This window comes from Lacticaseibacillus styriensis (genome assembly GCF_030770295.1).
In the GTDB taxonomy this organism is placed as follows: domain Bacteria; phylum Bacillota; class Bacilli; order Lactobacillales; family Lactobacillaceae; genus Lacticaseibacillus; species Lacticaseibacillus casei.
Map to the genome: position 1 here is coordinate 1,183,455 of NZ_CP132483.1, position 13,562 is coordinate 1,197,016.

General features: G+C 50.0%; 11 protein-coding genes. 9 read left to right on the top strand and 2 right to left on the bottom strand.

Annotation, left to right across the window (positions count from 1 at the left end):
* The first annotated feature begins 3 nt into the window (after positions 1-3).
* The gene (locus LACSTY_RS05750) at positions 4-1,734 is read left to right on the top strand and encodes an ABC transporter ATP-binding protein (RefSeq protein ID WP_087911989.1); all 1,731 of its coding nucleotides are present in this window, start codon (positions 4-6) and stop codon (positions 1,732-1,734) included.
* A complete protein-coding gene (locus tag LACSTY_RS05755) occupies positions 1,734-3,620 on the top strand; it encodes an ABC transporter ATP-binding protein (RefSeq protein WP_087911990.1) in 1,887 nt (628 codons plus the stop codon). Before LACSTY_RS05750 ends, LACSTY_RS05755 begins: the two co-directional genes overlap by 1 nt.
* A gap of 124 nt (positions 3,621-3,744) precedes the next feature.
* Here the strand turns inward: LACSTY_RS05755 and LACSTY_RS05760 are convergent, their stop codons facing one another.
* Positions 3,745-4,503 (bottom strand): flavodoxin family protein, encoded by a 759-nt coding sequence (locus LACSTY_RS05760; protein WP_087913245.1) that lies wholly within the window; start codon positions 4,501-4,503, stop codon positions 3,745-3,747.
* Positions 4,504-4,881: 378 nt separating this feature from the next.
* Between LACSTY_RS05760 and LACSTY_RS05765 the strand changes: the two genes are divergently transcribed.
* A complete protein-coding gene (locus tag LACSTY_RS05765) occupies positions 4,882-5,748 on the top strand; it encodes a VOC family protein (RefSeq protein WP_087911991.1) in 867 nt (288 codons plus the stop codon).
* Positions 5,749-5,783: 35 nt separating this feature from the next.
* Positions 5,784-6,797, top strand: coding sequence for a serine hydrolase domain-containing protein (locus LACSTY_RS05770; RefSeq protein WP_087911992.1), 1,014 nt, complete (start codon positions 5,784-5,786; stop codon positions 6,795-6,797).
* 105 nt (positions 6,798-6,902) lie between these two features.
* On the opposite strand, the gene LACSTY_RS05775 is transcribed toward LACSTY_RS05770, so the two are convergent.
* Positions 6,903-8,255 carry a Mur ligase family protein gene (locus LACSTY_RS05775; protein ID WP_087911993.1) on the bottom strand — a complete coding sequence of 451 codons (1,353 nt, stop codon included), beginning with the start codon at positions 8,253-8,255 and terminating at the stop codon, positions 6,903-6,905.
* A gap of 127 nt (positions 8,256-8,382) precedes the next feature.
* Here LACSTY_RS05775 and LACSTY_RS05780 point away from each other — a divergent pair, with 127 nt between their 5' ends.
* The 5 genes from LACSTY_RS05780 to glyA all read left to right on the top strand — a co-directional run bounded on the left by LACSTY_RS05780 (position 8,383) and on the right by glyA (position 13,553).
* Positions 8,383-8,973, top strand: a complete 591-nt coding sequence (locus tag LACSTY_RS05780) for a thymidine kinase (protein ID WP_049169604.1) — start codon at positions 8,383-8,385, stop codon at positions 8,971-8,973.
* Between the two features lie 176 nt (positions 8,974-9,149).
* Positions 9,150-10,229 (top strand): peptide chain release factor 1, encoded by a 1,080-nt coding sequence (gene prfA / locus LACSTY_RS05785; protein WP_047105956.1) that lies wholly within the window; start codon positions 9,150-9,152, stop codon positions 10,227-10,229.
* Positions 10,222-11,052: a peptide chain release factor N(5)-glutamine methyltransferase gene (prmC, locus tag LACSTY_RS05790; RefSeq protein ID WP_087911994.1), complete on the top strand. Its 831-nt coding sequence runs from the start codon at positions 10,222-10,224 to the stop codon at positions 11,050-11,052. Before prfA ends, prmC begins: the two co-directional genes overlap by 8 nt.
* An 81-nt stretch (positions 11,053-11,133) precedes the next feature.
* Positions 11,134-12,156: an L-threonylcarbamoyladenylate synthase gene (locus LACSTY_RS05795; protein WP_087911995.1), complete on the top strand. Its 1,023-nt coding sequence runs from the start codon at positions 11,134-11,136 to the stop codon at positions 12,154-12,156.
* A 164-nt stretch (positions 12,157-12,320) separates the two neighbouring features.
* Positions 12,321-13,553, top strand: a complete 1,233-nt coding sequence (gene glyA, locus LACSTY_RS05800) for a serine hydroxymethyltransferase (protein WP_087911996.1) — start codon at positions 12,321-12,323, stop codon at positions 13,551-13,553.
* Positions 13,554-13,562: the final 9 nt, after the last annotated feature.

Here is a 13,562-nt window from a genome sequence, read left to right on the forward strand (position 1 = left end):
ATTATGCTTAAACTTGCAAAAAAGCGCATGTCTGGCATAGCCGTTATTGGCGCTATTTTGTTCATGATTGTTCAGGTGATGAGCAATTTATATTTGCCGAATCTGACGGCCGATATCGTTAACAACGGGGTTGCCAAAGGTGATATTGATTACATCTGGGCAACCGGTATGAAAATGATTTTGTTTGCTTTACTCAGCATTCTCGCTAGTGTGGGGAACGTTTTTTTGGCGTCGCGCACATCGCAAAAGCTGGGCCAAAAGTTACGGTCGGACATTTATCGCAAAGTCATTAACTATTCCCATGATGAAATGGATAAGGTTGGGACGAGCTCACTGATTACGCGAACGACCAATGACGTGACACAGATCCAAAACGTTTGGATGATGATCTTGCGGATGATGATTATGGCGCCGATTATGTTAATTGGTGCTAGTTTCCTTGCCTACCAAAAGAGTCACACCCTGACCATGGTTTTCCTGATCAGCTTACCATTGCTGGCGTTTTTCTTGCTGATCATCATGTATTTTGCGGTGCCATTGTTTAAGGCGATGCAGAAGAAAACCGATAACATCAACCTGGTGTTCCGGGAAGGACTCACCGGTGTGCGGGTTATTCGGGCTTTTCGGCAGGATGATTTTGAACAAAATCGGTTTGAAGGCGTCAACCAGGACTATACGCATAATGCGGTCAAAGTCTTCTCGATTATTGCGGCGGTTTTCCCTGTGATGACGTTGATTATGAGCGGTACGAATATCGGGATTACTTGGTGGGGTGGTAATTTAATCGCCCAGCAAGCACTGGAAACCGGGAACCTGATTGCATTTATGACTTATGCGATGCAGATCTTGATGAGCTTCATGATGCTGTCCATGATTTTTGTTTTCATTCCCCGGGCGCAGGCTTCAGCAGCCCGTCTGAATGACGTTTTGGCCCAAGAAAGTCGGATCACCACACCGGCATCACCGAAAACCTTGGATACCGCTAACCCTGACTTGGCATTTGACCACGTCCAATTTCGCTATCATCACGCTGAAGAACCGGCGTTACGCGATATCGACGTTCATGTTAAAGGCGGCCAGACGATGGCGATTATCGGCGGTACCGGGAGCGGTAAAACCACGATGGTTAACCTCATCCCGCGCTTTTACGATGCTGAAAAGGGGGCGGTCCGAGTCGATGGCGAAGATGTTAAAAACGTCGACTTGAAGAAGCTGCATGAAGCAGTCGCGTTTGTACCGCAAAAAGCCAATCTGTTTACCGGAACCGTTCGTGACAACATGAAATACGGGAATGAAAACGCGACAGATGATGATATTTGGCACGCATTAGATATTGCCCAAGCCCGCGATTTCATCGAAAGCAATCCTGAAGGTCTGGATTACCAGGTGGAACAAGGCGGCGGTAACTTCTCCGGTGGCCAGCGTCAACGTTTGGCCATCGCGCGTGCTTTGGTGAAGGATGCGTCGATCTATGTCTTTGATGATTCATTTTCAGCTTTGGATTTCAAAACCGATGCCAATTTACGAGCAGCTTTGAAAGCCGACAAGAAAATTCAAACCAAAGTCGTTGTGATTGTTGGCCAGCGGGTTTCCACGGTCGCCGATGCGGACAAGATTGTTGTCTTGGACGAAGGCAAAATGGTCGGTAGAGGCACCCACGCTGAGTTGAAAGCCTCCAACCCAACTTATCAGGAAATTATCAAGTCACAGATTCGGGAAGGAGACGAGAAATAATGGCAGACAATCAAAAATCCGCAACCAAGCGGCCATCATCCGGTCCACGAATGAGGCCAGGTGGTCGAGCCGGTCTCGTTGAAAAGCCGAAAAATTTCTGGAAAACGACCGGGCGGCTATTTGGGTATATGCGTAACCGGCTGATCGGTATTATCGCCGTGCTGGTCCTAGCCATTGCCTCAACGGTTTTTCAGATTCGTACGCCGAAGATTTTAGGTGAAGCAACGACCGAAATCTTTAAAGGTGTCATGAAGGGCCAGGCGGAGCAAAAAGCCGGGATAGCGGTCGGCAGTTACCCGATCGATTTTGACAAGATCAAGCACATTATTCTGATCGTGTTGATTCTTTATCTGGGCAGCGCCTTATTCAGCTTCTTGCAGCAGTTCATCATGACGCGAATTTCGCAGAACACCGTTTATCAGCTGCGAAAAGATCTGAAATACAAGATGAAAACCGTTCCGATCAAGTATTATGATACCCACAGCAATGGGGACATTATGTCACGAGCGATCAACGATATGGATAATATCGCATCGACCTTGCAACAGAGTCTCACACAGATGGTCACGAGTGCCGTCATGTTTGTCGGAACCATCTGGATGATGCTCACCATTTCCTGGAAACTGACCTTGATCGCACTGGTGACGATTCCGCTTGGGTTAATTGTTGTCGGCATCGTTGCTCCGAAATCACAGCGCTTCTTTGCTGCTCAGCAGAAGGCACTGGGGTTATTGAACAACCAAGTTGAAGAAACTTACGGCGGCCAAGTCATTATTAAAAGTTTCAACCGCGAAGATGATGAGGTTCGGGACTTTGAAGGCCAAAACCAGGCGTTTTACGACGCAGCATGGAAGGCTCAGTTTGTTTCCGGCATCATCATGCCTTTGATGATTTTCCTTAATAACATTGGTTACGTTTTTGTGGCGATCATGGGCGGAATTGAAGTTTCCAACGGGACCATCACCTTGGGGAATGTTCAAGCCTTCTTGCAATATATGCAACAGTTCTCCCAGCCAATCTCACAACTGGCTAATTTGGCGAATACGATTCAGTCGACCATTGCCAGTGCAGAACGGATTTTCGCCGTGTTGGACGAAGAAGATATGCAGGACAATCCGTCCGGTGTGCCGGCAGTGCCGAATGATCCGAACAAATTGGTCATGGATCATGTCCAGTTTGGCTATACGCCGGATACGCTGCTATTGAAGGATTATAATCTGCAAGTGAAGCCTGGGCAGATGGTGGCGATTGTCGGGCCAACCGGTGCCGGGAAAACGACGATTATCAACCTATTGGAGCGCTTCTACGATATCAGCGGCGGTTCAATCCGGCTGAATGGGACGGATACCCGTGACATGAAACGGGAAGATGTTCGGTCACATTTTGCGATGGTGCTTCAGGATACCTGGCTGTTTACCGGCACGATTTGGGATAATCTGAAATACGGCCGCGAAGATGCCACAGATGATGAAGTGCTTGTCGCAGCCAAAGCAGCGCATGTTGATAATTTTGTGCGCCAGTTGCCGGATGGGTACAATACGATTCTGAATGAAGAAGCCTCCAACATTTCCCAAGGGCAGCGGCAGTTGCTGACGATTGCCCGGGCATTTGTCGCAGATCCGGAAATTCTGATTTTGGACGAGGCGACGAGTTCTGTCGATACGCGAACCGAAATTCATATTCAACACGCGATGAATCGCTTGCTGACCGACCGAACCAGTTTCGTTGTTGCCCACCGGCTATCGACCATTCGTGACGCCGACAATATCATCGTGATGAATCACGGCTCGATTGTTGAAACCGGCAACCACGACGAATTGATGGCGAAGAATGGCTTCTATGCGGACTTGTACAACAGCCAATTCAGTGGCAATGTTGCGATTTAGTTTCAATGGAAGTCGTGGTTGTGTTGCAAGCTAAAATTTAACTGGATGCGATTAAAAAATAGCCTCAGAGAGACGAACATGATCTCCCTGAGGTTATTTTTGTACATAATCGTGGCTGTGCTGATTAACGCCGCTTGTGACGCATGAAGGTCGCATAATGCAGCAAACAAGCGAGTAGGACGAAGAAGATCACGACAAAACTGACATAGCGCCACCAGAAATTAGTCGCCACTCCCGGTAAAACTTGCTGAATGCCCATGGTGGCCAAGGCCATGATCGCAATCATGCCAAACAATAATATGTAACGTTTCAAAGTCTCATCATCCTTCTTTTTAAAAGTCGCGAGTTTCGTGCCCAGTGCGTGCGCCTGATTGATTTTGGCTTCCGGTAAGGTCGTCATGCCCCAAGTATGCGGGAGTACCAATTCGGCAATCTTATGGACACCAGCCGCCGTCATTGCCTTGTCAATCGCCACCAAAGTAGCGTCGGTTTGATGCGTAAACGTGTTGTCCAAAGCAGTGGCAAAACAGCTGGTCACACTGACATAATGCTTATCCTTGAAAATGCCGGGCAGCGTATCGCCTTCTTTGGTCATGCGTGTCATCCGGTGACGCATGCAGTCGAGCAGTTGCTTGAACTGACCGGCGACCGTACCGAAGTAGGTTGGGGTGCCTAAAACCCACACATCGGCGCTTTTTAGCTTGGCTTCAAGTTCGTCCAGTGTCGGGTTGGCCTGATCAGAAACGTCCGGCCGAATCTGGTATTGATTTAAATCAACAAATTCAGTGGTGGCAGGCGCAGTCACGCTCGATAAGACGGCTTTAACCAAACTTGCCGTCAGCCCGTTGGCATCCTGTCCACCGTATATACCTAATATTTTCATGTAAAACAAACCTCCTGAGCGTGAACCGGCGTGGGTAGGAGCCGGAGTGTAAGTGGCCTTGGGCGTGATGGTAGGTCTTTGACCAATGCGACCAAGGTCCCTACGCGCAGGCTTCTGCGCCGGTGAACGCGTTAAAGTGGAGCGTGAGCCCGTTTCTTCACCGCTTTTTCGCGCAACCCCACCATCTATAACTGTAAGAAAAATAACAAGACTTGGCAAGCGAATTTACGAGTCGTAACCAGCAAGGAAACCACCGTTGTTTCAAATCACAAGCTTTTTGTTGGCAAAAAATGACCTGACTCATTATGCTGTTGGCAACAGGCCGAATTGGGAAGCTGGAACTCAATCGGTGCTTAAACAGACAAGGAGCGGATGAACATGGCAGGGATTGCATTGCCAGAAGAAACGCGTGTGGATTTTATTGCACTTAAAGTTGCTAATTTGGCCAAGGAGAGCCAATGGTATCAGCAGGTCGCCCGATTGGATTTGTTGCGTCAAAATGGCGATACGATTTATTTGGGAACCCGGCTTAATCAACAGGTTTTAGTCGTTTTACATCAAATTAAGGGACTCTCACCGCAGAAACCAGTAACGGGATTGGATCATTTTGCGATTTTGCTGCCAAATCCGGGGGCGCTGGGTGCAGCGTATCGGATCGTGAAGCAGGATCAGCCAGTAACGAAGGCTTTTCAAACCGGTTATCAGCAAGGCTTTTTGGCTAAGGATCCGGAAGGCAATGGCGTTGCGTTTACGATTGATCGCGCGATTGAGCAGTATCAAGAGGAACGACAGTACAACTGGGAAGATGAAACCGAAGAAGCCATTGATCCGGCTGAAATCGGTAAACATGCGGCGCGGGATTATGATCGGTTGCCTTCCGGGACGACCATTGGTTACGTTCAGTTTCGGGTGGCGGACTTGGCCAGTACCAGTCACTATCTGGAAGACGGACTCGGTTTTCGGGAAAAGCCTAGCCCCAATACCGGCGAAGTCTTTTTGGCTGCAGGTGATTATCGTCACCACATTGGTATTAATTTGCGGCTAGAAGCGACGTTATTATTGCCGACGCCTGATATGTACGGGTTGGATTATGTGAGTTTTATTTTGCCAGACAAAATGGCGATGGAGAATATCTTGATGAACCTTGATGCAGCCGGGCTAACGGACTACGATTATCATCATGAGAATCAATTTTTGATGATTGCCGGTCCCAATCGGCTCACGCTGTGGTTCCGCGTGGCGTAGTATGGTTGTGACTCGGCGTCGGGAAGAAGGCCAGAATGGATTTTCAAGCGATCACTGCGGAGTTGCAGGCGTGGGTGGCCGGACGCATCATACCTGGATTTAGTGTGGCGCTTATGACGGGAAAAGATGTGCAAAGCCGAGTGGACGGCGATGCGCAGTGGCAACCCACGCCAGCACCGTTGCGGCCGGGGATGCTTTATGATGTCGCGTCCCTGACGAAGGTTATCGGCACCACCACCGTCTTTTTACAGGCTTGGGATCAGAAACTGGTTGCGCCGGAGATGCCGTTGAAACGGTTTTTGCCGGCGTTTCCGCATGCCACCACATTTCGGCAGGCATTGACGCATACGTCTGGGTTGGAAGGGTATATTCCGCATCGGGATGACTTGCCGGCGCCAGCGTTGAAACGCGCCCTCATGACGCAATTGGCCGTCACAGATGAAGTCGATGCTAAAGTCGTTTATCGGGATGTGAATTTGTTGTTGGTCGGTTGGGCTCTAGAACAGATCTATCACCAACCGATTCAAACACTTATCACGCAACAGGTTCTGCGTCCGCTCGGTTTGCCCAAAGCAACGTTTCAACCGGATCCGGAACAATGTGTGCCAACGACTTACGATCCGGTTGCCGGCTTGCGGCGCGGGGTCGTGCACGATCCCAAAAGTGCCATCCTCGGTCAGCATAGCGGTGCGGCCGGCTTGTTTGCGAGCTTGGCCGACTTGGAGATGTTCACGCAATACTTCTTTGGGCAAAAGCAGGCGTCGGCGTGGCCCGATCATGCCCAGCAGCTAACCCGTGACTGGACGGCCCATCAGCTCGGTCGCAGTCTTGGCTGGGATCTTCGGCATGATGGCCAGGGACGGCTGTGGCTGTACCATACGGGCTATACCGGTACTTTCTGGCTCATTCAGCCGCAAAGTCAACTGGCACTGATCGTGTTGACAAACCGCGTCCATCCGCAGCCTAATCGTGAGTTCCTTGGTAAACGCGACCAACTCGTGCGACGCTTTTTGGCGGACCGGCCGGACGCAGGGACGAATGAGTCTTGAACGCAGGAAGAATAACTGGCCAATCGTAGTCAAGCGCAAAAAAACAGGACCCTTTGACAGTCAGGTCCTGTTTTTTGTTACAACGATGGCGTTTATAGGTTCAACTTAAAATCCCGCCTTAATGTACCCGCCTTCGCTCAACTTCTTGCGCAACTGTAACATTGCGGTGTAGGTTGATAAAACGTAAAGTTGCTTCTGCGGCATTTTTTGCAGCTCCGTGATGACGTCGCTAAGGTCCGGTTGAGTCATGAGCTTGGCTTCCGGAACGCCGGCGACTGTGAGCCGCAATGCAATATCTTTGTAACGCTCGCCGCCGACCAGATATGTCGCGGCTTTTTTGCTGGCAACAAAATCTTCGAAGTTACCATCCCAAATCCAGCTGGTATCGATACCATCTGCATAATTGGCATTCAGCAGCATAGCAAACCCAAAAGGCTGCTTCGCCGTTTCGATCATGCTGAGCACCTGATTCAAACCGACGGGATTTTTCACCAGAATCAACGTTAATTTTTTGTCGCCGAGTTGAATGACTTCCTGCCGGCCGAAAACTTTCTCGTCATAGGCGAACGCTTGGCTGATTTGTTCAGGACTGACGCCAAAAGTCCGACCAACGGCAAAAGCGGCCAAGGCGTTGTATATGTTATACGTACCGCCGATATCAATGTGGCAAGGTTGGCCGTCAATGACGAAATCACTGCTTTGCGGCGTCATTTTGGTCACGGTGTTCACCTGATACTTCAGTTGTGGCCGTTTGAAGCCGCAGTTGGGGCAGAAATAATTGCCAAGGTTGGCATAGGTGATGGCGTGATAATGTAAGATATGTTGACAGACCGGGCACAAGACGCCATCCGTATTCGGCGGGGCTTTGTGATCACCTTCATCAGTCAACGTAAAGCCGTAATAGTGAACCGGATTCGGCAACTTACGGGAACTGAAGATTGGCGCATCCCCGTTAGCCAGCACAACAGCTTTAGGATCAAGGGTGACGCCGTCCAGAATTTTTTGATAGGTCGTGTAGAACTCACCATAACGATCCATCTGGTCACGGAAGATATTGGTTAGCACAAAAGCTTTCGGTTTTAACTGGGCAGCTACTGGGGCAACGTTAGCCTCGTCGACTTCCAGAACCGCGATGCCCCGGTCATGCCCGTGTTTAGGTTGCGCCAAGAAAGCAGTGGTGATACCCTGCAGCATGTTCGAGCCGGTGGGATTGGTCAAAACTTCCTGATATTTTTGCTTGAGCACTTTGACGATCAAGCTCGTCGTCAGGGTTTTCCCATTGGTACCGGTCACCACGATGACATCATAGTCACGACCCAGCGCCTGCAAAACGCGCGGATCGATTTTATTGGCGAGTTTGCCAGGGAGGCTTGACCCGCCTTTTAAAAATGTGTGTAAGAACCAGTAGCTGCTGCGACCAATGGCAGTTGCCAGACTGGCTTTTGCTGAAAATGCCACGGCGTTCTTCCTCTCAACTTAATGGGACTATTTTAGCATAAACGACAAGCAAACCGGCAGTCACGGTGTTCTTTGCGAAAAAAATCCGTTATACTGTGAGCTGTGAGATTTTAGATGGAGGCGGCACATGGCCCAGCTTTTCTTTCGATACGGTGCGATGAACTCAGGTAAAAGTATTGAAATCCTGAAAGTCGCGCATAATTATGAAGAACAAAATAAACGGGTAATTCTGATGACCAGCGCCTTGGATGATCGAGCCGGCGTTGGTATGATTGCGAGTCGCATTGGTTTTGAAAGGACAGCGATTCCGGTTAAGCATGAAACCGATTTGTATGAAACGATCAAGGAAACCGATCCGCACGCGGCCTGCGTGCTGATTGACGAAGCTCAATTTTTACAAAAGCATCACATTTTTGAGGCTGCGCGGGTTGTTGATGAGTTGCATATTCCGGTCATGGCGTTTGGCTTAAAGAATGACTTTCGTAATGAGTTATTTGAAGGTTCTAAATACCTGCTGCTGTATGCAGATAAAATTGAAGAAATGAAAACGATTTGCTGGTTTTGCGCCAAAAAGGCCATTATGAACTTGCGGATTCATGACGGGAAGCCGGTTTATGAAGGCGAGCAGGTTTTGATTGGCGGTAACGAGTCGTATTACCCGGTTTGCCGGCATCATTATTTCCACCCGCCGTTAGACAAGATCGAGCATCAGGATTAGTGAGTAGGTGGCGCAGACTCTTAAACCACACCGGTTCACGCTCGGCTGTAACGCGTTCACCGGCGCAGAAGTCTCCGTGTAAGGACCTTGGTCGCAATGGCCAAAACCGCCATCACGCCCAAGGCCACTTACACTCCGACTTCTAACCGCACCGGTTCACGCTCATAGGAGGACAAATGGATAAAATTTTTGAACAACTGGACGGTCTTTTGGATCGTTATGATGAATTAGAAGAGTTAATGTCGGACCCTGAGGTTATTAGCGACACGAAGCGGTATCTGGCTTTGTCGAAAGAAGAAGGCGGGATGCGGGATGTCGTGGCTGCCTACAAAAAGTACAAACAGGTTTTGTCCGATATCAAGGAAAGCGAAGAAGTGCTTCGTGAGAGTAAAGACGAGGACATGGAAGCGCTAGCTAAAGAAGACCTTGACGATCTGCAAAAGCAAAAAGCCGATCTTGAAGATAAGATCAAGGTCCTGATGCTGCCTAAGGATCCCAATGATGACAAAAACATCATCATGGAAATCCGCGGGGCTGCCGGTGGCGATGAGGCCAGTCTTTTTGCCGGTGACTTGTTGAATATGTACATGCATTACGCTGAACGCCAAGGCTGGAAAGCGGAAATCATTGATTCAACGCCGACTGAAGTGGGTGGCTATAAAGAAGTCGTCGTCATGATTACTGGTGACAATGTTTATTCCAAACTGAAGTATGAAAACGGGGCGCACCGGGTACAGCGGGTGCCTGTGACGGAAAGTGCCGGCCGGGTTCATACCAGCACGGCAACCGTTGGCGTCATGCCTGAATATGATGAAGTGGATCTAAAAATCGACCCTAAAGATATTCGGACAGACGTTTACCGCTCGTCAGGTGCCGGTGGTCAGCACGTCAATAAAACCAGTTCGGCGGTGCGGATGACCCACATTCCAACCGGGATTGTCGTGTCGATGCAGGACGAACGCAGCCAGCAGGAAAACCGGGCGCGCGCGTTACAGATTCTGCGCTCGCGGGTTTACGACTATTACGAAACCGAAAATCAGGAAAAGTACGATCAGACGCGTAAAAATGCCATCGGAACCGGTGATCGTTCCGAGCGAATCCGCACTTACAATTATCCGCAAAACCGGGTTACGGATCACCGGATCGGCTTGACGCTTAATAAGTTGGATCGCATCATGAACGGCGACCTTGACGAAATTATCGATGCCTTGATTGTTCACGATCAGGCCCAGAAGATGGAATCGCTTAATGTCTAAAACATACGCTGAGGCGCTCAAATGGGCGTCTTTGTTATTGACGGAACACCATGTTGATCCTGATGGGGCGCGGTATGTCATGATGACCCGGGCAAACTGGACCCCAAGTCAATTGATTTTGCATCGGCAAGACGTGATGCCCGATGCATCATGGCAGCAATTTCAAGCAGATGTCGCCCGGCTAGCAAAATTTGAACCGGCGCAATATATCACCGGTGTGGCGCCGTTTTTTGGTGCGATGTTCAAAGTGACGCCAGCAGTGTTGATTCCGCGATTTGAAACAGAAGAGCTGGTTGATTGGGTCGCAAAAGAGCAGACCGCGGCGCGAACCGGTTTAGATTTGGGAACCGGTAGCGGTGCGATCGGTATTACCTTGGCTCGCCAGCTGCCACAAATCACGATGACGCTAAGTGACGTTTCCGAAGCAGCATTGGCAGTTGCTAGGCAGAATGCGCAGGCGCAACACGTGCAGGGGCAATTTGTGACGAGTGACTTATTTAGTCACTTGCCGGGCCGTTTTGATTTTGTAGTCACTAATTTGCCATATATCGCACCTGAAGAAACGCCGGTGATGGATCAAAGTACCTTGCGTTATGAGCCTAAGTTGGCCTTGTTTGCCGATCATCATGGGCTAGCACTTTTTGAACGGTTTGTCGCAGCATTGCCGGCTCATCTGAATGACCATGGAGCCGCTTATTTAGAGTTCGGTTACCGGCAACAACCGTCACTACAGAAGTTATTCGCGGAAAAGGTACCCCAAGCACAAGTGACTTTTCGGCAGGATATGGCCGGTCACCCGCGCATGGCCAAGCTGCAATTTTAGGCGTTTTCCGATAAGGATTCGGAGCGAAACCGATTCTTTGGGCGTTACGCAGCAACAGATAAAATATGGAGGCAGGAAAATTTGTCAAAACGTTATCATGAATCTGATATTCCGGAAGCCGCCGCTGCTTTAAAGCGCGGCGAGTTGGTCGCTTTTCCCACTGAAACGGTGTATGGCCTGGGTGCTGACGCGACCAATGTGGATGCGGTGGGCAAAGTCTATGCAGCCAAGGGCCGGCCTTCAGATAATCCACTAATTGTGACGGTGGCGGATGCGGCGATGGTCGGGCAATATGCGACGATTACCCCTGCAGCAGCTAAACTAATGGCGACTTTTTGGCCGGGGCCGTTGACGATGATTCTGAATATTTTGCCTGGGCGCTTGTCCATGAAGGTGACTGGCGGCTTGCAGACGGCTGCTTTCCGCAATCCGGATAACGCCTTAACACGTAAGCTGATTGCGACTGCCGGCGTCCCGATTGTCGGTCCGTCAGCCAATACTTCCGGCAAACCCAGCCCGACCACGGCGGATCACGTGCTGCATGATTTGGCAGGCAAAATCGCTGGCGTACTCGATGATGGGCCAACCCGGGTCGGTGTTGAGTCCACCATTGTCGATTTAACTGTCACGCCACCAGCAATTCTGCGCCCGGGTGCGATTGGTCCTGATGAATTGGAGCCAATTTTAGGGCCGATCGATTCAGCGATTCATCACGTTGGCAAAAATGAAGCGCCCAAAGCACCGGGGATGAAGTACAAGCACTATGCGCCGTCTGCTCAAGTGGTGGTTGTCGATGATCCGGGCCAGTTTCCCGAAGCAGTCGAATGGGCTAAAAAGACCGGACAGACTTTTGGCATTTTGGCGACTGATCCGATTCTTGCCAAATTCTCGGCGGTACCGGGTTATTCGTTGGGGCAGGACATTAAAAGTGCGACCCACGCCTTGTTTGCCGGGTTGCGTTGGTTCGATCTTCATCCGGATGTCACACTTGTGTTGGCGCAGGCATTTTCCCATAGTGAATTAAGCATGGCTTACATGAATCGTCTGCTTAAATCTGCCGGTAATGTCCACTATCAACCAAATATGCCTACAGATTCGTTTTGATTTGCTATAATAAGGCCAACTGACCAGTGAGTGTCAGTTGGCCTTATTTGGATTCGTGACATTAAGCCTTGTACATTAGGCTTTCACGGCGAACACGATTGCAAAAGGGGCAGGTCGTAAGTTGGGTACTAGGAATGAATGCATTCAAGAGGAGAGTGGTAGACATGGATTTCATGGCACAAGACCCAGAAGTCTTCGGCGCAATTCATCATGAAGAAGAGCGTCAGGAGCATAATATCGAACTCATTGCCTCGGAGAACATTGTTTCACCGGCAGTTCGCGCTGCTCAGGGGTCGGTTTTGACCAACAAGTATTCCGAAGGCTATCCTGGCCATCGGTATTATGGTGGTAATCAATACATAGACGTGACCGAACAGCTGGCTATTGATCGGGCAAAAAAACTTTTTGGGGCAGAGTTTGCGAATGTACAGCCGCATTCCGGATCACAGGCCAATATGGCAGCCTACCGCGCTTTTTTGGAAGATGGCGATAAAGTCTTGGCGATGGATCTGACCGACGGCGGGCATCTCACCCATGGGAGTCCGGTCAGCTTTAGCGGTCAGGAGTACCATTTTTATCATTATGGGTTGGATGCCAAAACCGAACGCTTGGATTATGCCAAGATCCGGGAACAGGCGGAACAGATTAAGCCGCGGCTGATTGTGGCCGGTGCCTCGGCTTATAGCCGCGAGATTGATTTCAAAAAGTTCCGCGAAATTGCCGATCATGTCGGTGCCTTTTTAATGGTTGATATGGCGCACATTGCCGGACTGGTTGCCGGTGGGGTGCATATGAATCCGGTGCCGTATTCAGACGTTGTGACGACCACGACGCATAAGACGTTACGGGGACCGCGTGGCGGGATGATTCTGGCCAAGGCTGAATATGGTAAAGCCATTAATTCCGCTTTGTTCCCAGGCATTCAAGGCGGACCGCTGGATCATGTGATTGCCGCTAAAGCTGTTGCGCTGGGCGAAGCATTGAAGCCTGAATTCAAGACATACACGCAACAGATTCTCGATAATATGCAGGCCATGGTCGCCGGCTTTGAGGAAGATCCGCATTTACGGCTGATTTCCGGCGGATCGGATAATCACATGGTACTAATTGATGTGACGGGTTATGGCGTCAACGGGCGGCAAGTTCAAGATTTATTGGACGAAGTGGACATTACCACCAATAAAAACCAGATCCCGGGTGAGCAAAACGGCCCGTTCAAAACCAGCGGTATCCGCGTCGGCACAGCTGCCATCACCACCCGCGGCTTTACGCCAGAAGAGAGCAAGCGGGTTGCCGAACTCATCAGTGCGGCAATTGCGCATCGCGATGATCAACCGGCTTTGGATCAAATTCGTCAAGAAGTCCTTGCGCTGACGGCCCGTCATCCCTTATCATAGATAGGGTTT

Bases quoted from the DNA above. Each gene is read 5' to 3' on its own strand.
- LACSTY_RS05770 (WP_087911992.1), top strand. From the start codon at position 5,784: ATGGATTTTCAAGCGATCACTGCGGAGTTGCAGGCGTGGGTGGCCGGA.
- prfA (WP_047105956.1), top strand. From the start codon at position 9,150: ATGGATAAAATTTTTGAACAACTGGACGGTCTTTTGGATCGTTATGAT.
- LACSTY_RS05765 (WP_087911991.1), top strand. From the start codon at position 4,882: ATGGCAGGGATTGCATTGCCAGAAGAAACGCGTGTGGATTTTATTGCA.
- prmC (WP_087911994.1), top strand. From the start codon at position 10,222: ATGTCTAAAACATACGCTGAGGCGCTCAAATGGGCGTCTTTGTTATTG.
- LACSTY_RS05750 (WP_087911989.1), top strand. From the start codon at position 4: ATGCTTAAACTTGCAAAAAAGCGCATGTCTGGCATAGCCGTTATTGGC.
- LACSTY_RS05760 (WP_087913245.1), bottom strand. From the start codon at position 4,503: ATGAAAATATTAGGTATATACGGTGGACAGGATGCCAACGGGCTGACG.
- LACSTY_RS05780 (WP_049169604.1), top strand. From the start codon at position 8,383: ATGGCCCAGCTTTTCTTTCGATACGGTGCGATGAACTCAGGTAAAAGT.
- glyA (WP_087911996.1), top strand. From the start codon at position 12,321: ATGGATTTCATGGCACAAGACCCAGAAGTCTTCGGCGCAATTCATCAT.
- LACSTY_RS05755 (WP_087911990.1), top strand. From the start codon at position 1,734: ATGGCAGACAATCAAAAATCCGCAACCAAGCGGCCATCATCCGGTCCA.